We start from the raw sequence: 19,766 nt of genomic DNA, 5'->3' as shown, positions 1-19,766 counted from the left end.
GTTCTTAAAAAAGGATAATATTTTCTTAATGTCGAATATTTAATTGGATTGTCCATAGAACTTTTTTTAAAAAATGCTTTCATTAATGGAGGGGAATATAGCTATGATGCAAACGCCTTTAACGATGACGCAAATGATGGAAAGAGCTGAAAAGTATTTTCCAAAGAAACAGGTAGTATCCAGAACGGCAAACGGCATTCAGCGATTCACTTACAAACAAATTGCCGATAGAACGAGAAGACTTGCCGACAGCTTAACAAAATTAGGTGTAACAAAAGGCGACATGGTAGGAACATTAGCGTGGAATCATCACCGTCACTTAGAAGCCTATTTTGCCATCCCATGTATGGGTGCCGTGCTACACACCGTAAACATCCGGCTATCACCCCAGCATATTACCTACATTATTAATCACGCAGAGGACAAGGTTCTCATTGTTGACCCAGACATCCTGCCATTACTTGAAAGCTGTGCCGCTGAACTAAAGACCGTTAAGGCATTTATCGTCATGACCGATGATAAAGAACTTCCAGAAACAATACTCACTCCAGTCTATCATTATGAAAAACTATTGGCTGAAGCAAATCCGGAATATCACTACCCGGAAGATTTGGATGAAAATGATCCGGCTGGAATGTGCTATACGTCGGCAACCACTGGAAATCCAAAGGGTGTTGTTTATTCCCACCGCGGGATTGTTCTCCACAGTATGGCACTAGGCCTAGCGGACAGCGCCGCATTAAGTGAAAAAGATGTAGCACTTCCTGTTGTACCGATGTTCCATGCCAATGCATGGGGGATGCCATTTTCCGCCGTCTGGTTTGGTACATCGCTAGTACTGCCTGGACCGTATTTTACCCCAAAATTGCTTGCAGAGCTGATTGAGCAGGAAAAAGTTACCGTAACGGCTGGAGTTCCAACCATTTGGCTTGGCTTGTTAAAGGAACTTGACGAGGGCTCCTATGACCTGAGCAGTTTAAGAGGTGTTTTATGCGGAGGATCTGCAGCACCGAAAGGGATGATTAAGGCATTTGAACAACGTCATAACATTCCATTCATGCATGCGTATGGCATGACGGAGACCAGTCCGCTCGTAGTCATTTCCACTCTAAAAAGCTACCAAGAAGAATTGGATTACGAGGAAAGATTAGAATTAAGAGCAAAGCAAGGAACACTTGTCCCAGGACTAGAAATAAAAATCTTAGGTAAAGACGGTGAAGTAGCCTGGGATGGCAAAGAAATGGGCGAATTGTGTATTAGAGGACCATGGATTGCCTCCGAATATTATAAAGACGAGCGAACCGAAGAGGCCTTCCGTGATGGCTGGCTCCATACCGGCGATGTTGTCACGATTGATGTGGAAGGCTTTGTGAAAATCGTTGATCGGACAAAAGACTTAATTAAGAGCGGCGGCGAGTGGATTTCATCAGTTGATCTAGAAAATGCCTTAATGGCTCATGACGCTGTATTTGAAGCGGCAGTAGTTGCTGTTCCTCATGAACAATGGCAGGAGCGCCCTGTCGCCTGCGTCGTTTTAAAGGAAGCCTATAAAGGAAATACAACGAAAGAAGAGCTGTTAGAATTCTTAAAACCACAGTTTGCCAAATGGTGGATTCCAGACGATATCCTGTTTCTTGATGAAATTCCGAAGACTTCTGTAGGGAAATTTCTGAAAATGACATTAAGGGATCAAGTGCAAAAGGAAGCACTTAAAAAAGGTTAAGAAATGGGGACAAGGGCACTAGCCTTTGTCCCTATTCATGTTTATTAACCGGAAAAGAAAATTTGTTATATTAAGAAAACTGTTTTTATTCCATTCAATTCCATTATATAATGGAATTGAATGAAGAAATTGGGGGGGGATATCAGGTGTCAATCAATTTTGTTACGGATAAGGTGAATTTGAAAGTAGTTGGCCGTGTTGCAACGGTGGAGATGAACAGACCGGAAGCTTTAAACGCAATGGATTTAGATATGATTAAGGGGCTTGTCTGTAAGCTGAAAGAAATTAGTGAATCTGACGATATTGATATTGTTGTGTTAAGCGGTAAAGGAAAAGCCTTTTCGGCAGGCGGGGATATTAAAACGATGCTTTCAAACATGAATGAGAGCGATTTCTTTCCAGTGATGGACTGTATTAGTGAATTGATTATTACACTTTACAGCATTCCGAAATTAACAATCAGCGCCATCTCAGGTGCGGCGGCAGGATTGGGTTTCAGTTTAGCATTAGCAACAGACTATATAATTGCTGACAAAACAAGCAAACTGGCAATGAATTTTATCGGCATCGGCCTGATTCCTGATGGGGGAGCCCATTTCTTTTTGGAAAAAAGAGTCGGTGAAACAAAAGCAAAGCAAATTATCTGGGATGGAAAAATGATGGGTGCCGAAGAAGCACTAAAGTCGGGGCTAATTCAGGAAGTAGCGGAAGATGGTATTCAAGGGACGTTAGATGCTAGAATAACGGATTGGTTAAGCAGGCCTGTGCAAGCAATGATAAGAACGAAGAAAATAATGGCCGAAAAGAACCGCCCACAATTGCTAAAAATATTAGAACTAGAAAAATACGGTCAGCGAAAAATGCGGGAAACCCTTGATCATCAAGAAGGCATCAAGGCATTTATTGAAAAAAGAAAACCAAATTTCAGAGGAAAATAAACAACGAAGCCAATCGGCTTCGTTTTTTTATGAATGAAAAAGCAGTAGTTTACCACCTGGTGAGGTGCAGCGGTGTGTATGCTCTAATAGGTTTTTCTCTGATAATAGTTGTTCACCTAACTTCTTAGCAGAAGCATCATCTTCAGCTTGGAAGCTTTCGTCTAAAATCTTTTCACCATTCGCTTCAAAGGCAGTTAATTTATACGTTTTCATTTCAATATCCCCTTTTTCCAAGATTCCTACTACTATTTTCACATAATTCGTTCAATTGGGCAAAAGAAATTGAAACCATTATGCGGTTTACTCGTATTAAAGTAAGAGAGGAGTGTGTGAAATGGTTCTTAAACTTGAACATGTCACAAAACGGTTTGGGAAATTTACCGCCGTAGATGATTTATCGTTGGAAATTCCTGAAAAAGAAATGTTTGGCTTTTTAGGGGCAAATGGTGCCGGGAAAACGACAACATTTCGGATGATTCTAGGTCTGCTTGATTCGAGCGGTGGGCAGATTACTTGGGATGGAAAGCCAATCAATTATTCCACCAGCCATTTGGTCGGTTATCTTCCTGAGGAAAGAGGCTTGTACCCGAAGTTAAAAGTCCGTGATCAAATCGTCTATTTAGCGAGATTAAGAGGGATGCCGAAGAGCGAGGCGCTAATTGAATTGAAAACTTGGCTAGAGCGCTTTAAAATTCCGGAGTATGAGAATAAAAAGGTTGAAGAGCTATCAAAGGGTAACCAACAAAAAATCCAATTTATTGCCGCCGTTGTACACAAACCGAAATTATTAATCCTTGATGAGCCATTTAGCGGTCTTGACCCGGTAAATGTTGAAATGCTGAAGGAAGCCGTTTTAGCTTTGAAAGAAAATGGAGCGACCATCGTGTTTTCGAGTCATCAAATGCACCATGTGGAGGAAATGTGTGAACATCTTTGTATCATGCATAAAGGAAGCCCGGTTGTGCATGGTGGATTAAAGGAAATCAAGCGCTCATTTGGAAAAAAGAATCTCGTTATTCATGCAGATTTTCCATTAGCATCATTGGAAAATTATCCTGGTGTCGTCAAGGCGAAAACGACAATGGAAGGAATTCAACTGCAGATCGAAGGAGAATATGTTGCCGAAAAGATCCTGAAAGAGATTGTTGGTAAAGGATTTATCAGAAGATTCTCCCTTGAAGAGCCTTCTTTAAATGATATTTTTATCGAGAAAGTAGGTAATTCTTATGAATAGTTTCTGGATTATCTTGTTCCATACTTATTTAAATAAACTGAAGAGTAAATCGTTTATTATCACAACCATTATTACGGTGGTAATTGTATTAGCCCTGACAAACATTAATAATATCATCGATATGTTTGATAAAAATGGCGGGAAAGATAAGGTGGCCGTACTCGATGAAACAGGCCAGCTGTTTGAGCCTTTTAAGAAGCAGGTTAATACCATTAACAAAGATATTAATCTTACACTTTACAAAGGCAGTGAAAAAGAGGCAGAAAAAGCGGTAGAAAAAGGCGATTTTAGAGGGGTCATTCAATTACGTTATAATAACGAGAAATTACCGGAGGCAACTTTTAAAGCCATGAGTATCGCGGAATCCTCCCTGTTTACTGACCTGCAAACAGGACTGCAGCAATTAAAAACCATGCTGGCCGCTTCTCAAATCAATTTGGCGCCGGCGCAGCTGCAGAAGCTCTATGAACCGGTTTCTTTTGAAAAATTTGCCCTTGAGAAAAATGCAAAGACGGAAGAAGAACTTAACCAAGCCCGCGGCCTTGTCTATGTCTTGCTGTTTATTATTTATTTTTCCGTCATTATGTATGCTACCATGATTGCGATGGAAGTGGCGACGGAAAAGTCTTCACGGGTAATGGAAATATTAATCTCGAGTGTCTCGCCGATTAAGCAAATGTTTGCCAAAATAATCGGGATTGGACTTTTAAGTCTAACCCAATTAGCAGCGTTTCTACTCGTAGGTTACTTCTCGCTAACAAGAAATTTAGAGTCATTAAAAGAAGGCTTTTTTGGCGTGTATGGATTCAGCGATATTCCAGTCGTAACAATTGTCTATGCGGTGATTTTCTTTATTCTGGGCTATTTTCTTTATGCGACACTTGCGGCCTTTTTGGGCTCGCTTGTCAGTCGGATTGAAGATGTGCAGCAAATGATTACCCCAATGACGTTCCTTGTGGTTGGCGGATTTATGATTGCCATGTTTGGTCTTGGGAAACCAGATGCAGCATTTATTACTGTCACCTCGTATATTCCTTTCTTCACACCGATGATAATGTTTTTGCGTGTGGGAATGCTGACAATCCCAGCTTGGGAGGCAATTTTAGGAATTGCCATCCTGTTAGCAACCATTGTTGCTTTAGCCGTATTTGGCGCCCGTGTATACCGTGGCGGTGTCTTAATGTACGGGAAGTCCAACTCCTTTAAAGATATTAAAAAGGCGTTACAATTAACAAAGAACGAATAGGTTTGTTGGAGCTTTGCCATTTTGGTAAAGCTCTTTATTATTTTTTCGGATGGAACGTGCATTCGCATTTTGGAAGTGCTACAATTGAGAAAAGAGAATGAAAGGAATATTTATGAAAAAAATATCATTTATCCATGCAGCAGATTTGCATTTGGACAGCCCAATGGTTGGATTAAAACATTTGCCAGCAAACATCTTTACAAGGGTGAAGGAAAGCACCTTTACGGCCTTAAAAAAGCTTACGGCTACAGCCATTGAACAGCAGGTTGATTTTGTTATTTTAGCAGGCGATTTATTTGATGGTGAGGACCGGAGCTTGCGGGCACAATCGCGTTTTCGTATGGAAATGCTTAAGCTCTCAGAACAAGAAATACCTGTTTATGTCGTCCATGGTAATCACGATCATTTAAACGGTTCGTGGGTTCACCTTGACATGCCTGAAAATGTTCATGTATTTAATAGTGAGGTTGAAACAAAGAGACTAGAGACGAAAAGCGGAGAAATCGTCCATCTTTCCGGCTTTAGCTATCCTACTCGGCATGTATTCGCCCGGAAAATAGATGATTATCAGATGCTAGCCGGGGCTGATTTTCATATTGGTATTCTTCATGGAAATGAAAGTTCCGGAACCGAGCATGATAACTACGCTCCATTTACAATCAAGGATTTACAGAAAAAAGATTTTGATTATTGGGCATTAGGTCATATCCATAAACGTTGTATTTTGTCAGAAAATCCACCGATTATTTACCCAGGCAATATCCAAGGAAGGAATAAGAAAGAAACCGGGAGCAAGGGCTTTTATCATGTAACCTTGTCAGATGCCGAGACCGAACTGGATTTTATTGAATCGTCTGATATTGTTTGGGAGGAGGTAACTCTTGACGCTGCTTCAGCGAAAAATTTTCATGATATTCTTCAATTATGCCAATCTACCATCGATAAACTTAGAAGAGACAAAACAGGAGTCTTTCTAACACTCTTTATAGAGAATATTCAGCTGGATAATGACCTCGAAAAAAGAAGCTTGGATAGCGAACTTATAGAGCTGATTTTAGACGTCGAAAGAGAGGAGGAATCTTTTGTTTGGCTAGTCGGCTTAAATATCAAGGAAAGTCAGCAAATAGACAAAGAACAATTGAAAATGGAAGCAAATTTTTATGCAGAACTTTTTGAGACAATCGAACATTATGACGATGTTAATTATGCTCTAGCTCCGTTGTATGAACACCATTTAGGGAGAAAATATTTATCCCATTTATCTGAGACAGAGCAGGAAGAGTTGATTGAAAAGTCGGAGAAATTGTTAATTACATTGCTTAATCCATCATAGGAAAGGGGGAGCGGCATTTGAGAATTATTGAGATGCACATATACGGCTATGGGCAATTGGAAAATGTGAAAATTACCAATATTGCCAATTTTCAAGTTTTATTTGGTGAAAATGAAGCGGGGAAGTCTACAATTATGGCCTTTATCCATGGGATTTTATTCGGATTTCCAACTAGACTGCAATCAGAGCTTCGCTATGAACCAAAACATAGTACTAAGTATGGCGGCAAGATTAGAATTTATCATGAAGAGCACGGGTTTGCGGTCATTGAACGTGTTAAAGGTAAGGCCGTAGGCGATGTAAAGGTGGTCATGGACAATGGAAATATCGGAGACGAAGAACTACTAAAAGAATTAGTAGCAAACTTTGATAAAAGCCTATTCCAAGCGATATTTTCCTTTAATATCCATGGGTTGCAAAACATTCATCAATTGAAGGGTGAGGATATTGGTAAATTCCTATTTTCAGCAGGAACATTAGGAACAGAACGGCTATCAAAAACGGAATCGGCTCTGCAGAAAGAGCTGGATTCCCGCTTTAAACCATCAGGAAAGAAACCTATATTGAATGAAAAATTACAGGCGATTCATGACATTAACGGTGAATTAAAAAAAGCGGCCGCAAAAAATAAAGAATATGAAAACCTGGTTGAAAAGAAAGAAATGATGCAACAGGAAATGGGAGAAATAAATTGCTCCCTTGAGGAAATTCAAAATAGACTCGAAAAACTGAATGAATGGAAGAGAATAGATGCTATTGTTAAAGAGGAAATATGGACAAAGAAGGAGCTGGCCGAGCTGGGAGAAATCGACTTCCCTGCCCGTGGGATTGAACGCATAGAAAAATTAAATCAGCTCATTCACCCGTACAATGCCGAGATTCTAAGCCTTTCTGGAAGAATCGAAACCGTAAAAAAAGAATTAGCTGCAATTCAGCCAGAGCCAAATTTTCTTGAAACCGAGCCTGCAATCTTAGCACTGCTTGATCAAGTCCCGCTTTATGAGCAATTGAAGCTTGAGAAGCAGCAATGTGAAATGAAACTAGCGGAGGATAACGAAAAACTTTCCGTTACAAGCGAAAAACTTCATTTATCATTGAAGGAAGAAGACATCTTTACCATCAATACAAATATTTATATGAAAAACCAGGTTGAAATCATTTCACGGAAAAGACAAAATCTGGCAGAGGCAAGGGAAGAGTTAGAGGATCGCTATCAAGAAGAAAAAAACCTATTGGAAGAAATAGAAACAGAGGTTCGATTGGCAGAGCGTCAAGTTCTCCCTAAACAGGAAAGGGAACGGCTTGAGGAGCAAGTAGGTTACGGTAATGATAAGAAGAGCTTAGAATGGGAATTAAAGGCCTTACAAGATAAAGTTTCATTCATTGAAGAAGAAAATGAACGGGATAAGGCCGAAAGAGCAAGCATTAAAAGGCAGAAAAAGTATCAGTTTTTTCTTTTTGAGCTGATTTTTGTTGGGCTTTCATTGTATGGTATGTTATCAAAGAATTGGATTTTGTTCTTCTTAGGGGTGCTAGGCTGTATTGGAATGGTCATTTTTATGACGAAAAGCACTAAACAGTCCAATAGTAAGAACATGGATCAAACACTTGATAGTTTAAGAGAAAAGGAAAGGCAGTTAATTCAAAAACTACAAACTGCTGAATATGAAGATTTTACAAAACTCGAGAACCAATTAATGCTTGATAATCAACGGCTGGAAGAGCTGCAAATGTTAAAAATCAAGTTAAAACAACAGCAATCCCAATATGAAAGGATTATGGCCAAATTTGCTGAATGGGAAATGGAGTCAGCGCAAAATAAAGAAAAACTGTTATCGATAAGCAGTGAATTACAAATACCTGAATACATCGCTACAACTTTTTTGCTGGAAGCTTTTGAACTAATTGAACAATATAAATCCATTTGCAGGGAGAAAAAGCAATTATATACAAGACTAGAGCAAATCAATCAGCAGCAGTCGAAATTAGCAGATGGGCTGAAATCCTATGAAACCCGCTTTTTGCCTGAAAAAGGCTTAGATTTACACAATACGGCCTATCTCCTGAGAAACAAACTTAAGGAAGAGCATGAAAAGCAAATTAAGACTCAAGAGAGACGGGAAAAGCTTGCCGGTCTTGAAGCAGATAGGAAGCAAAGGTCCCAAGAGCTAGAGCATTTAAAGGTAGAATATAAAAAGCTCTTACATGCAGCAAAGGTGGAGACAGAGCAGCAATTCTATGAACTAGGTGCAAAAGCCGAAAAACAAGGGAAGCTTCTCGAAAGGCTCGAAACCATCCAAAGCCAGCTACAATACTCAATTCTTTCTGAACAAGATAGGGATGGCTTTTTATTGATTCATAACAGTGATGAATTAGGAAGAGAATGTAATCAGGAAGCACAGCATTTCCAGGGAAAATTAAAAAGGCTTCATGAGGAGCAAGCATCAATTAACTATGAGATTCAAATACTTGAAGAAGGCGGCGTTTATTCTGACATTCTTCATCACTACAAGCAGAAAAAATTTGAATTGGATGAAGCAGCGAGAGAGTGGTCTGTCTATTGTCTAGCCCAGGAGCTCTTGTCCAGCACGATTGAAAAATATAAAAACGTTCACTTGCCGAGGATGCTCTTGAAAGCGGAAGAATACTTGTCCTTTCTTACTAATGGCAATTATCAAAAGATTCATCTCCAGCATTCAGGCCTTGGTTTCTTAGTAGAGCGTGAGGACCGGACGCTATTTGAAGCAAATGAACTTAGTCAAGCTACAACCGAACAATTATATGTATCGATTCGACTTGCCTTAGCGACAACACTTTATGAAAACTATCGATTTCCAATTATTATTGATGATAGCTTTGTCAATTTTGATGCAGAAAGAACACAAAAGGTAATTGAGCTCCTCAAAAGGCTAGAACATAATCAAATTTTATTTTTCACTTGTCATAGCCATTTACTTCCTCTCTTTCCAAAGGAGAATGTTCTAAGTTTGCAAAAGGCGCTGTTCAGATAATTTCATAGAGTAATAGTTGGATATGTTATACTCTTAATAGTGGAAGGAGCGTGATTAGCTTGAGTAAAGGAATTTTAAATTATGATGTAGGATCACATGTGGAATTATATCTATTAATAAAAAGTTCCACAAAAGGGACTGCCAGTAATGGAAAACCATTTTTAACATTAATCCTCCAAGATCAAAGCGGTGAAATTGAAGCTAAACTTTGGGATGCCAGTGAGGAAGACGAAAAGAGCTATGCAGCGCAAAATATAGTCAAGATACAAGGTGATGTACAAAATTACCGTGGGAAAAGTCAGCTCAAAATTCGTCAGATTCGAAAAGCCGGCCCTTCTGACGGTGTGAAGCTAGAAGATTTTCTTGAGACTGCACCTCTAAGTCAAGAAGAGATGGTCGGCAAGCTGACCCAGTATATTTTTGAAATGAATAATTCTAATATCCAAAGAATCACTCGCCACTTAATCAAAAAGCATCAAAAGGCCTTTTTGGAATACCCGGCAGCAACTAAAAATCATCATGAATTTGTTTCCGGGCTCGCATATCACGTGGTAAGCATGCTTGATCTCGCCAAGGCGCTTGCTTTATTATATCCGAGCCTTGATAGAGACTTGCTGTATGCGGGTGTTATTCTGCATGATATGGGCAAGGTAATGGAATTATCAGGTCCGATATCAACGGTCTATACAATTGAAGGAAATTTACTTGGCCATATTACGATTATGATCAATGAAATTGGTAAAGCGGCAGAAGAACTAGGGATTGAAGGGGAAGAAATTCTAATTCTTCAGCATCTTGTCCTTAGCCATCATGGAAAGGCCGAATGGGGGAGTCCGAAACCACCATTAATAAAAGAGGCAGAGATTCTTCATTACATTGATAACCTTGATGCAAAAATGAATATGCTTGACCGTGCCTTAGAAAGAGTGAAACCTGGTGAGTTTTCCGAGCGGATCTTTGCCTTGGATAACCGGTCATTTTATAAGCCTGTTTTTAATAAATAACCCTAAATGGGTTATTTTTTTTATCGGAAATGAATATTTTTGTGATAGTCGAATAAGTTGTAATAAAAAGTGGACAACCACTGTTGAAGGGAGCAAGAGAAATTGACTATACCAATTTGGATTTATGCAGTTGTGGTTGGAATTGCTGTCAGTGCCCTAATGGCAATCAAAACAGGCAGGGAAGAGCGACAGTTAGAGCTTGAAACCATTGAACAAGAAGGAGAAATTTATATCAAACGATTGGAGCAGGCAAAGGAAATGCGCCGTGAAGGAGAAGAATAAAAAAAGGAGGGACTCAAACCCAGAGTCTCTCCTTTTACATTATTGTTGTGCAGATGTTTGTGGCTTAAGCGCATCTTTTAAGTCTTTGTCGCTTACTTTTACATTTGCGTCTTTAAGTTCACGCTGCATTGCTTTATTAATGTCTTCGCTTGTTAATTTCTTTGATTTTAATTCCTTTTCAAGCTCTTTCTTCATTTCTGCAAATGGTTTTTTCTCTTTCTTCTCCGTTACTTGGATAATATGATATCCATGTTCTGACTTAACTGGAGCACTAATTTCATTAACCTTAAGTGCATATGCTGCCTTCTCAAATTCAGGAACCATTGCTTTAGGACCAAACCAGCCTAAGTCACCGCCATTTTGTGCAGAACCTGTATCTGTTGAATATTCCTTTGCAACTTCGTCAAATTTAGCGCCGCCGTCCAGCTTTTTCTTTACTTCATTTGCTGTAGCTTCATCCTTAACAAGAATATGGCGGGCTTTTATATCAGGATATGTATCATAATATTCCTTTAATTCTTCATCAGTTACCTTAACGTCTTTGAGTGCCGCTTGTTCTTGCATCATGCCAAGCTTCATCGTTTTCTTTAAATCATCTACGCCTTTATAGCCATATTGGGCAATGGTGGCATCAAAATTTTCACCTAGATCAGCTTTTAATTGATCAATTTTTTCATTTAATTCTTTATCTGTTACTTTGTATTTCTTGGAAAGAACTTTTTCAAATACAAGCTGTTGAAGAGCTTGGTCTCCGTACTTCTCCTTCATCGTCTTGTAAAGCTCATCTTGTGTAACATTTCCAGCTTTGCTTTCTGCAACCGTAGTAGAACCGCTTTGACCACACGCACCTAATGTAAGAACACCGCCAGCTAATGTGAGGGATAATATCCATTTCTTCATGATGAATCTCTCCTAAATAGTTAATTTCTTGTGAGTTAATTTGTCCACAATGTTAACTATAACATAAATGGGAACTACTGCAAAAATATAAGCGGTATTAGTTTATTAAATTTTCACAACAGTATGTAACAGTATGTAATACAAACAAAAAGCGATGCGGCAAACCTCATCGCTTCCGTTTTAGCGGATTGCTTGTAAAAGTATAAATCCAACTATAATTATTGGATTATGTATATAAAATTTCCAGATAGGAAGAGATCAGTAATATCGTGATTAGAACATTAATCGTACGAAACACTTTATGCTGGTTTTCTTCCGGGATTTCCTTTTGAATACAAAGAGAATTGGTCATTTTATTTACATAAAACAAGATAAAAATGGCAAAGACAATAAAAACGGAGATCATCGATGATTCCCTCCCTGTTGTACGTATTATTCTTTATACAATATCAAATATTAAGAAAAAAAGATAGTTATAAAGAATGGAAGAATATAGATTTTTAAAAATGATTTTTTTGATATTCAAAAAAAGGTTTACCCAAGCCTATAAAAGGTTAATAATGAATTTAGGTTTTGTATCGGTTTGAAAAGAGGGTCATTGTATGAATGAACATGAATTGCTATTGGAAAGAATTAATCTTCTTGAATATCATCAGAAGCTGTTATTAAAGCTGCTAAAAAACCCTGAACTCAAATTTTATCAGTTAGTGATTGAAAATGGGATAACCAAGCAGGAAAAAGAAAAGTTTTATTATTTATGTGACGAATTGAGCATGAAACTGGAAGAACAAAAAGCGGAGGGGTATGTCTACTTTCAACCGCTTTTCGATGAATTATCAGCATCTTTACCAACAGAATTGTCTATGAAAGAAGTAATAAATGCATGCCTCGCTCAGAATATCTATAAGCCTCTATTTTTGGAGTTAGCAAAATACTTATAAATAATCTTTAAGCAAGCTCTTGGTTTGTTTTTACTGCTTTTCTTAATTTCCCGTTTTCTTCAGTAAACTCAGTTTCAATATTATGGAAAGATCGCTCGAATATTCCCATGAAATCGTCACCATAAATATTGCGAACGATCGCCATCATTTCGATAATGTCCGGAAATTTTCCGTATAAATCTCGAAGTGGCAAAGCTCCGGAAAATACTGCATTGCCATCAGGCTTATAGGTTTCTAATAGTTGAAGTAAAATCTCTTCCCCCTGGTCAGTGAGCTTAATGTACGTATTACGTTTGTCATTCTCCTTCTTGGAAAATTCCAATAAACCTCTTTCTTCTAACTTTTTTGAAAAATTAAAAGCTGTTGAGACATGCATAACGCCAAACTTGGCAACATCTGATATGGAAGCACCATTTAGATGGTAGGCAATCCAGAGGATATGATGCTCATTAATATTTAGGTCAAAGGGCTTTATCCATTGCTGCCAGTCTTTCTCAATCGATTTCCATAAGGCTTTACTTAATTGTGCAATTCTCTGACTAAAGAGAAGCGCTTCCTTCATTGAATATTGTTTCTCCGTCATCCCAATTTTCACCTACTTTTACATTTCTCTATTATCATTATGCCAATAAAATAAAAATTAATAAAGATATAAATTCACAAAATCTTTAGAAATTGAGAAATATTATGTTGAAGTTTAAATTTTCAGACCCTTTAGCTGTTAAATTGTCCTATTCTCCTTGTTTTTAGGAGACGACTTGTTCATAAGAATGGACGGTGAAACATATAAATAGTTACAACGGTTGTTCGAAATTTCTAATTCAGTAGGGGGATAAAAAATGAAGAGTATCACTGTGATGTTTTTTATCTTAAGTGTTATTCTGTTTTTGGGAACTTGTAAATATATTTTGGACTTAAAAAGACCTGGTGTTTATCCGCCTAAACAAGTCTTAAAGAAACGCGCAGCAGCATTAGCAGGTGGCGGCGGGATCTTCTTGCTGGCTGCTTTTATGCTGTCCTATTTTTTATAGAAAATTGAATTTAAGAAAAGAACCCAAGGGGGTTCTTTTCTTAAAAAGGATCCGCTGCATTATTTTTGAATGACGGAAGCTGAAGTTAATTTCGTTCTTTTAAAAATGGATTGAGCAATTGGATACAAAATAACCATTATTACGGTATTGAGTGCAATAGCTGGTAACACACCTGCTGCAAATAGTACGGCGAATGTTTTTGGCAATCCTGCAATGAAATAGGCTGATGCTAAGAACACCGAACCTGAAACTAATGTTCCTAATGCTGATAAAACTCCCACACTAACAATCGAGTTGCGGTATTTTTTTAAAGCTAAAAACAACCCGAAAAATACTAACGCAGTAATGGGCTTATCAATGATATTAGGAATTTGTCCGCCAGGGAACCCGGTCGTTAAGGCAGATAGTACTCCGGTCACAATGGCCAAAAGCAGAACGCTTTTAATCTCTGGAACAAGAATAATCCCTAAAAACATCATTGCCAGCATCATGTCAGGCTTAATACCGAAAAAATTGGGTGTTACTGTGTGCAAGACTACCCCAATCCCGGCTAAAAGTGCTAAAATTACAAGGTTTTTCGTATTCATTTCTCATCTCTCCTCTGCTCTTCTAAGCAATTTTAGTTCCTCCCACAGTGCGCTCATTGCCTGCAGCGAAAAACTTATCATCATTATAACATATTAATATAATTTTAATAAAGATATAATTTTCAGATAATTATATTCATCGTGAGAATTATAGCTGCTTATTAATAGCTACTGCCATTTCCTGTAACAGTTGCCCTGAATAATCACTTTGGTTATTTTTCCAGACGGCACCGAAACCATCACCTTTTCCATAGCGCGGTATCAAATGCATATGGTAATGAAAGACAGATTGCCCCGCATGTTCTCCGTTATTATTGATGGTGTTTAAGCCAATCGGTTCGAATTCTCTTTTTAAGGCATTAGCAATGGCAGGGACCACTTCAAATAGATTTCTCGCCATCTCAGGAGTTAATTCAAATAAATTCTCTTTATGTACTTTCGGAATGACGAGAGTATGACCTTTTGTAACCTGACTAATATCTAAAAAAGCCACGACATGCTCGTTCTCAAATACCTTTGCTGCAGGTATTTCCCCATTAACAATTTTACAAAAAATACAATCGCTCATGAATAACACAGCCCTTCTATTTGGTTTGTATTATATTACCACAGGAGATGGAGAAATAAAAAAGAAAAAGACAGGATTCGCATGGAATCCTGCCCTCTCGAAGGGGATTGCTTCAAAGTGACGTTCAATTAGGAGTGTTCTTTGATAAACACCTCATTTTTCATAGAGTGTTTTTTTATAAAGAGACATCATTGTTCAAGCTGACCATCCCCTATATAGTTTTTATATGTTTTTCCAACTTATAAAAACGGGTCGCGATCTGCGGTAAACACCTCATTTAATGTTTATTTTTTAAGATAAACAGTTGGTGTTGAACTCTAAATGGTTCCCATGTACATTGTACAATACAACCATCCCCTTATCTGATACGATTTGGAAGCTAACTTATATTGAAATGTTATTGTCTTTAACAGACACCTCATTTCAAGTTTTGATGAATTTCTTCATCGAAGTAAGTTGTTTCCCCTTCGAATATTATGATGTCCGATAGCGAAAGAAATATACAAAAAATAACGAAAAAGTGAATTCCTATTTTTATTACAGATATTTTGATAAAATAAACAATAATCATGCTACGGAAGGACGTTGCCAATGTCTTTATTATCAATCGAAAACCTTGTTGGTGGATATACAAGAAACCCGGTCTTAAAGGATGTTTCCTTTGAAGTTCAGAATGGTGAGCTGGTCGGACTTATTGGTTTGAATGGGGCGGGGAAAAGTACGACGATTAAACATATCATCGGCTTAATGGAGCCGCACCAAGGGGCAATAAAAATAAAGGGACAAACCTTTACCGAGGACAAAGAAGCCTATCGACGTTTGTTCACCTTTGTTCCAGAAACACCCGTTTTATATGAAGAATTGACACTTGATGAGCATTTGCGGCTTACCGCTATGGCTTACGGTTTAGATGAGTCCACTTATAATGAACGCGTTCCTCACCTGCTATCAGAATTTCGAATGGAAAAACGATTAAAATGGTTTCCGGCTCATTTTTCTAAAGGAATGAAACAAAAGGTGATGATTATGTGTGCCTTCCTCGTGCAGCCATCACTTTATATTGTTGATGAACCTTTTGTCGGCCTTGATCCGCTTGGAATTCAATCGCTGCTTGATTTGATGAAAAAAATGAAAGAAAACGGTGCCGGTATCTTAATGTCGACGCATATTCTGGCAACGGCGGAAAAGTATTGTGACCGTTTTATCATCCTGCATGAAGGAAAGATTCGTGCCAAAGGGACCCTAGCAGAGCTAAGGGAGCAATTCTCTTTGCCTTCAGCTTCTTTAGATGATTTGTATATTCAATTGACGAAGGAAGAAAATTATGTTTGATGATAAAAAGCTTTGGAAAGAGCGGGCTGGCGGCCGCGTCAAGGATTTAGGAAGGTATTTGCGATACATATTTAATGGCCATCTTGTAATTGTGTTGTTGTTTCTGATTGGAACAGGAGCCTTTTATTATCAAAAATGGATTAAAACACTTTCAGCCGAATTCCCTGCCGAACTCGTAATCGCAATTCTAATCGGTATTTTGTTAACGTACAGTCCAGTTTATAATTTTCTCCTTGAAGCGGATCAGGTCTTTTTAATCCCGCTGGAAAATAAATTAAAGGGATACTTCCTGCGTTCAGGTGTAATAAGTCTAACATTTCAAGGGTATATTCTCTTAATGGTTCTAGCAGTACTTATGCCGATGTATGCCCATATTAACAGCAGCGGCTTTCGTTTATTTGTCCCATACCTGGCTGTTTTGTTATTTGTCAAAGCCTGGAATATGGCAGTTAATTGGAGAATCCATTATTTCGTTCAGCCTTCTGTATATAAATGGGACATGGTTGTCCGTTATTTTATCAATGCTGCTTTTACGTATTTATTATTAAAACAAGCTAACCTGCTATTCCTGTTGCTGATAGTTGTGGTAATGGCGTTTTATTATCGTTCATTTTTTGTTCGAACAAGTAATATGGGGCTCAAATGGGATATATTAATTGACGGGGAAGGGAAACGAATGGCTTCCTTTTACCGCCTCGCCAATATGTTTACTGATGTGCCGCAGTTAAAAGTTACAGTCAAAAGGCGAAAATGGCTCGACATTTTGATTAATCGGATTGCTTTTACGAAGGACAAGACCTATCTGTATTTATATTCACGGGCATTTTTGCGCTCATCGGATTATCTGGGGCTATTTATCCGCCTAACGGTCATTGGCGCACTTGGGATCTATTTTATTTCTTTTGGCTTGGGGCAGATGCTGCTTAGCGTTTTATTTTTATATTTGACGGGGTTTCAATTGCTGCCTCTTTGGAATCATCATCAAAACAAGCTTTGGGTTGATTTATATCCAGTAGCTCCAAAAAGTAAAATCGCAGCTTTCCATAAGTTAATGATGGTCATTTTATTAATCCAAACGGCAATTTTTGCTTTATTTATCCTAATTAAAGGTGAGATGATGATTGCACTGTTAGCATTATTGGCAGGTGCTGTGTTTAGTTATTTATTCGTTTATCTATACAGTAGAAAACGGTTAAAAGTATAGTTGAAAATCTCCTTTCGTGTTGAAGGGAGATTTTTCTGGCCGATAGGAAAGTATAACTTTCCTATCAGGCATAAGTGCAACTACGCCTCATGAACCGCCTAACGGCTCGCCAATCGGCGAGTTTTCTTTAAAACTTTTATGAGGTTGCCGTCGTAATGAAGGTTATGTCATTGGAGAAGGGGGTGGAATAACGTGAACGAATATGAATTAAAGGTTTACGAAGAAGTAGAAGAATGGAAACGGAAATTATCTAGACGTTCAGGAATGATAAATCGCTTATCGAAAAAAGCCCAAGGGAAAATTAATGGCTGGATTCCCGAGAAGGTTCATGAGGTAATGACGGAGAGCATAAAGGCAATGGTAAAAGCCACATTATTTGGCTCGCAGGCAACGACAGTGAAAGATCAGGCACGCGGGTTAACACTCGCTGAAAGAGATGAATTGGCACGCAGGAAAATTGCGGCCTATCAGAAGACAGCGGTGGCGGAGGGAGCGGGGACCGGCGCGGGCGGAATACTACTTGGTCTCGCGGACTTTCCCTTATTACTTACAATCAAGATGAAATTTCTGTTTGAAGCAGCTTCCGTTTATGGTTTTAATACTAAGGAATATGAAGAACGGTTATTTATTCTCCATGTTTTTCAGCTTGCTTTTTCAAGTAATGAAATTCGCAGAACTACATTAGCCGATATTGAAAATTGGGAAAGCCGCAAGCATGACCTTGTTGAAATGGATTGGCGAAAGTTTCAGCAGGAATATCGGGATTATATTGACCTTGCGAAGCTATTTCAGCTTGTCCCTGGTATTGGAGCGATTGTCGGTGCCTATGCCAATAATAATCTTTTAAAGCAGTTAGGCGAAACCGCAATGAACGCCTATCGCCTGAGGCTGCTACAAAAATCCCCTGAACTATGAAAAGGTCAGGGGATTTACTATTGTCCAGCTCCAGCGCCCTAGCGGCTAATGTCCTTCGCTCTCCGCCCTACGATAAGTCAAGCACGAATGCGCCTCCGGCTCTTCGTGTTTCCTTTATCTCAGTTGGAGCGCTCCAGGCCATACGCCGCTGACCAGGGCGCTTGCGCTTTTCTTATTATTCATTTCCGTGAATTTTAATTGCTGCTGCGCCAAGCGTTTTTGCGGCAATTAGCATCGCGTTTTCATCGATATCAAATTTGGGATGATGATGTGGATAACCTTGCGAATTACCAAGCGGTTTGGCTCCGGTGAAAAAGAATGTTCCTGGCACCTTTTCTAAATAATAGGCAAAATCCTCGCCACCCATTTGCAGCTCAGTTTCCTCGATTGTTTTCACCTCAGCAACATCCTGAGCGCAGGCAATTAAAAACTCAGTTTCCTTTGCATGATTAACTACTGCTGGGTACCCTCTGACAAAATCATAGTTATAGGCACAGTCAGACGTAAAACATGTACCATGGATGACGCGTTCTATTTCCTCCTCAATGAATGTTCGAACCTCTTCATTAAAGGTCCGGACGGTTCCAACAAGCTTTGCCTTGTCTGCAATGACATTGAAGGCATTTTGCGCCGTAAAGGAGGCGACCGTAACAACGGCAGATTCCACGGGATTGACTCTGCGGCTGACGATTTGCTGGAGATTTACTACCAGCTGTGAGGCGGTTACAATCGCATCTTTCGTTTTATGAGGCTGTGCACCATGTCCGCCTTGGCCTTGAATTTCAATTTCAAAGCGGTCAGCCGCCGCCATAATTGGACCTATTCGATATTGGATAGTTCCAGTCGGTTCTCCGGCCCATAAATGGGTGCCGAATATGACATCGACTCCATCTAAACAGCCGTCCTCAATCATTGGTTTCGCCCCGCCGGGTGCATATTCTTCTGCGTGTTGGTGAATAAAGATGTATGTACCTTCAAGCTCGTCTTTAAGTTCATTTAATGCTTTAGCGAGCAAGAGAAGTGTTGCCGTATGTCCGTCATGTCCACAGGCATGCATAACGCCAGGCACCAATGACTTGTAGGGAACATCTTTTTCATCTTGGATGGGCAATGCGTCAAAGTCCGCCCGTAATGCAACCGTTTTACCCGGCTTGCTGCCATACACTCGTGCAACCACGCCATTGCCGCCAACCTTATCTTTTACTTCTATATTGAGCTTTTCATAAAAGGATTGGATAAATTTTGCCGTTTCATCTTCATGAAAGGAAAGTTCCGGATGCTGGTGCAGGTATCTGCGGATAGCAACCATATCTTCATAGGAAGCTTCTAATTTGGAAAACAATTTTTCTAGCATTTATAATCCCCCCAACTGCTTAATAGTATTTTCAAACTATTTTAACACTTTTCTTCAAATAAGACATTAGAAAACTCGCCGTTAGGCGAAGACAGAGCGTAGTTGCACTTATGCCTGATTGGAAAGTTATACTTTCCTATCGGCTAAAAAAGGCCGACAAAGT

Annotated in this window: 20 protein-coding genes; 13 read left to right on the top strand and 7 right to left on the bottom strand. The window is 39.0% G+C overall.

Going from position 1 to position 19,766, the window contains the following annotated elements; translation table 11 throughout:
- Positions 1-103: 103 nt before the first annotated feature.
- Entirely contained in the window at positions 104-1,723 is a 1,620-nt protein-coding gene (locus tag ACFVSW_RS04150) for a long-chain fatty acid--CoA ligase (RefSeq protein ID WP_387312539.1), read from the top strand.
- 146 nt (positions 1,724-1,869) lie between these two features.
- On the top strand, positions 1,870-2,661 hold the full coding sequence (locus tag ACFVSW_RS04145) for an enoyl-CoA hydratase (protein ID WP_387312537.1): 792 nt from the start codon (positions 1,870-1,872) through the stop codon (positions 2,659-2,661).
- 27 nt (positions 2,662-2,688) lie between these two features.
- On the opposite strand, the gene ACFVSW_RS04140 is transcribed toward ACFVSW_RS04145, so the two are convergent.
- A complete protein-coding gene (locus ACFVSW_RS04140) occupies positions 2,689-2,874 on the bottom strand; it encodes a YhzD family protein (RefSeq protein ID WP_387312535.1) in 186 nt (61 codons plus the stop codon).
- A 121-nt stretch (positions 2,875-2,995) separates the two neighbouring features.
- Here ACFVSW_RS04140 and ACFVSW_RS04135 point away from each other — a divergent pair, with 121 nt between their 5' ends.
- From ACFVSW_RS04135 to ACFVSW_RS04110, 6 genes are all read left to right on the top strand, one after another.
- Entirely contained in the window at positions 2,996-3,895 is a 900-nt protein-coding gene (locus tag ACFVSW_RS04135) for an ABC transporter ATP-binding protein (RefSeq protein WP_387312533.1), read from the top strand.
- Positions 3,888-5,141 carry an ABC transporter permease gene (locus ACFVSW_RS04130; RefSeq protein WP_387312530.1) on the top strand — a complete coding sequence of 418 codons (1,254 nt, stop codon included), beginning with the start codon at positions 3,888-3,890 and terminating at the stop codon, positions 5,139-5,141. Before ACFVSW_RS04135 ends, ACFVSW_RS04130 begins: the two co-directional genes overlap by 8 nt.
- Positions 5,142-5,253: 112 nt before the next feature.
- The gene (locus ACFVSW_RS04125) at positions 5,254-6,474 is read left to right on the top strand and encodes a metallophosphoesterase family protein (RefSeq protein ID WP_387312528.1); all 1,221 of its coding nucleotides are present in this window, start codon (positions 5,254-5,256) and stop codon (positions 6,472-6,474) included.
- Between the two features lie 17 nt (positions 6,475-6,491).
- Entirely contained in the window at positions 6,492-9,485 is a 2,994-nt protein-coding gene (locus tag ACFVSW_RS04120) for an ATP-binding protein (RefSeq protein ID WP_387312526.1), read from the top strand.
- Positions 9,486-9,544: 59 nt separating this feature from the next.
- Positions 9,545-10,489 (top strand): 3'-5' exoribonuclease YhaM, encoded by a 945-nt coding sequence (gene yhaM / locus ACFVSW_RS04115; protein WP_387312524.1) that lies wholly within the window; start codon positions 9,545-9,547, stop codon positions 10,487-10,489.
- 102 nt (positions 10,490-10,591) lie between these two features.
- Positions 10,592-10,771: a sporulation YhaL family protein gene (locus tag ACFVSW_RS04110; protein ID WP_387312521.1), complete on the top strand. Its 180-nt coding sequence runs from the start codon at positions 10,592-10,594 to the stop codon at positions 10,769-10,771.
- Positions 10,772-10,810: 39 nt separating this feature from the next.
- On the opposite strand, the gene ACFVSW_RS04105 is transcribed toward ACFVSW_RS04110, so the two are convergent.
- Positions 10,811-11,671, bottom strand: a complete 861-nt coding sequence (locus tag ACFVSW_RS04105; RefSeq protein ID WP_387312518.1) for a peptidylprolyl isomerase — start codon at positions 11,669-11,671, stop codon at positions 10,811-10,813.
- A gap of 226 nt (positions 11,672-11,897) precedes the next feature.
- Positions 11,898-12,077: a hypothetical protein gene (locus ACFVSW_RS04100; RefSeq protein WP_007084261.1), complete on the bottom strand. Its 180-nt coding sequence runs from the start codon at positions 12,075-12,077 to the stop codon at positions 11,898-11,900.
- 196 nt (positions 12,078-12,273) lie between these two features.
- On the opposite strand from ACFVSW_RS04100, the gene ACFVSW_RS04095 reads away from it, so the two are divergent.
- On the top strand, positions 12,274-12,612 hold the full coding sequence (locus ACFVSW_RS04095) for a DUF1878 family protein (RefSeq protein ID WP_387312514.1): 339 nt from the start codon (positions 12,274-12,276) through the stop codon (positions 12,610-12,612).
- A gap of 7 nt (positions 12,613-12,619) precedes the next feature.
- On the opposite strand, the gene ACFVSW_RS04090 is transcribed toward ACFVSW_RS04095, so the two are convergent.
- Positions 12,620-13,195, bottom strand: coding sequence for an HTH-type transcriptional regulator Hpr (locus ACFVSW_RS04090; RefSeq protein WP_387312511.1), 576 nt, complete (start codon positions 13,193-13,195; stop codon positions 12,620-12,622).
- A gap of 256 nt (positions 13,196-13,451) precedes the next feature.
- On the opposite strand from ACFVSW_RS04090, the gene yhzF reads away from it, so the two are divergent.
- On the top strand, positions 13,452-13,643 hold the full coding sequence (gene yhzF / locus ACFVSW_RS04085; RefSeq protein ID WP_387312508.1) for a membrane protein YhzF: 192 nt from the start codon (positions 13,452-13,454) through the stop codon (positions 13,641-13,643).
- A gap of 59 nt (positions 13,644-13,702) precedes the next feature.
- On the opposite strand, the gene ACFVSW_RS04080 is transcribed toward yhzF, so the two are convergent.
- Positions 13,703-14,230: a tryptophan transporter gene (locus ACFVSW_RS04080; RefSeq protein WP_387312505.1), complete on the bottom strand. Its 528-nt coding sequence runs from the start codon at positions 14,228-14,230 to the stop codon at positions 13,703-13,705.
- 148 nt (positions 14,231-14,378) lie between these two features.
- Positions 14,379-14,798, bottom strand: a complete 420-nt coding sequence (locus tag ACFVSW_RS04075) for an HIT family protein (protein ID WP_387312502.1) — start codon at positions 14,796-14,798, stop codon at positions 14,379-14,381.
- Between the two features lie 591 nt (positions 14,799-15,389).
- On the opposite strand from ACFVSW_RS04075, the gene ACFVSW_RS04070 reads away from it, so the two are divergent.
- From ACFVSW_RS04070 to ACFVSW_RS04060, 3 genes are all read left to right on the top strand, one after another.
- Positions 15,390-16,130 carry an ABC transporter ATP-binding protein gene (locus ACFVSW_RS04070; RefSeq protein ID WP_387312499.1) on the top strand — a complete coding sequence of 247 codons (741 nt, stop codon included), beginning with the start codon at positions 15,390-15,392 and terminating at the stop codon, positions 16,128-16,130.
- A complete protein-coding gene (locus tag ACFVSW_RS04065; protein ID WP_387312496.1) occupies positions 16,123-17,334 on the top strand; it encodes an ABC transporter permease in 1,212 nt (403 codons plus the stop codon). The genes ACFVSW_RS04070 and ACFVSW_RS04065 overlap by 8 nt, the downstream gene beginning before the upstream one ends.
- Before the next feature lie 192 nt (positions 17,335-17,526).
- Positions 17,527-18,249: an EcsC family protein gene (locus ACFVSW_RS04060; RefSeq protein WP_387312494.1), complete on the top strand. Its 723-nt coding sequence runs from the start codon at positions 17,527-17,529 to the stop codon at positions 18,247-18,249.
- A gap of 175 nt (positions 18,250-18,424) precedes the next feature.
- On the opposite strand, the gene ACFVSW_RS04055 is transcribed toward ACFVSW_RS04060, so the two are convergent.
- The gene (locus ACFVSW_RS04055; protein WP_387312491.1) at positions 18,425-19,603 is read right to left on the bottom strand and encodes an amidohydrolase; all 1,179 of its coding nucleotides are present in this window, start codon (positions 19,601-19,603) and stop codon (positions 18,425-18,427) included.
- Between the last annotated feature and the right edge of the window lie 163 nt (positions 19,604-19,766).

The organism is Neobacillus sp. NPDC058068 (genome assembly GCF_042885335.1).
Lineage (GTDB): Bacteria > Bacillota > Bacilli > Bacillales > Cytobacillaceae > Neobacillus.
The sequence above is the reverse complement of the archived record's forward strand: the minus strand, read 5'-3'. Positions and strand labels throughout refer to the sequence as shown.

What these genes read in the sequence shown, in the direction of transcription:
- ACFVSW_RS04150 (WP_387312539.1), top strand. Translation starts at nt 104, where the DNA reads ATGATGCAAACGCCTTTAACGATGACGCAAATGATGGAAAGAGCTGAA.
- ACFVSW_RS04140 (WP_387312535.1), bottom strand. Translation starts at nt 2,874, where the DNA reads ATGAAAACGTATAAATTAACTGCCTTTGAAGCGAATGGTGAAAAGATT.
- ACFVSW_RS04135 (WP_387312533.1), top strand. Translation starts at nt 2,996, where the DNA reads ATGGTTCTTAAACTTGAACATGTCACAAAACGGTTTGGGAAATTTACC.
- ACFVSW_RS04130 (WP_387312530.1), top strand. Translation starts at nt 3,888, where the DNA reads ATGAATAGTTTCTGGATTATCTTGTTCCATACTTATTTAAATAAACTG.
- ACFVSW_RS04125 (WP_387312528.1), top strand. Translation starts at nt 5,254, where the DNA reads ATGAAAAAAATATCATTTATCCATGCAGCAGATTTGCATTTGGACAGC.
- ACFVSW_RS04105 (WP_387312518.1), bottom strand. Translation starts at nt 11,671, where the DNA reads ATGAAGAAATGGATATTATCCCTCACATTAGCTGGCGGTGTTCTTACA.
- ACFVSW_RS04100 (WP_007084261.1), bottom strand. Translation starts at nt 12,077, where the DNA reads ATGATCTCCGTTTTTATTGTCTTTGCCATTTTTATCTTGTTTTATGTA.
- ACFVSW_RS04095 (WP_387312514.1), top strand. Translation starts at nt 12,274, where the DNA reads ATGAATGAACATGAATTGCTATTGGAAAGAATTAATCTTCTTGAATAT.
- ACFVSW_RS04090 (WP_387312511.1), bottom strand. Translation starts at nt 13,195, where the DNA reads ATGACGGAGAAACAATATTCAATGAAGGAAGCGCTTCTCTTTAGTCAG.
- yhzF (WP_387312508.1), top strand. Translation starts at nt 13,452, where the DNA reads ATGAAGAGTATCACTGTGATGTTTTTTATCTTAAGTGTTATTCTGTTT.
- ACFVSW_RS04080 (WP_387312505.1), bottom strand. Translation starts at nt 14,230, where the DNA reads ATGAATACGAAAAACCTTGTAATTTTAGCACTTTTAGCCGGGATTGGG.
- ACFVSW_RS04075 (WP_387312502.1), bottom strand. Translation starts at nt 14,798, where the DNA reads ATGAGCGATTGTATTTTTTGTAAAATTGTTAATGGGGAAATACCTGCA.
- ACFVSW_RS04070 (WP_387312499.1), top strand. Translation starts at nt 15,390, where the DNA reads ATGTCTTTATTATCAATCGAAAACCTTGTTGGTGGATATACAAGAAAC.
- ACFVSW_RS04065 (WP_387312496.1), top strand. Translation starts at nt 16,123, where the DNA reads ATGTTTGATGATAAAAAGCTTTGGAAAGAGCGGGCTGGCGGCCGCGTC.
- ACFVSW_RS04055 (WP_387312491.1), bottom strand. Translation starts at nt 19,603, where the DNA reads ATGCTAGAAAAATTGTTTTCCAAATTAGAAGCTTCCTATGAAGATATG.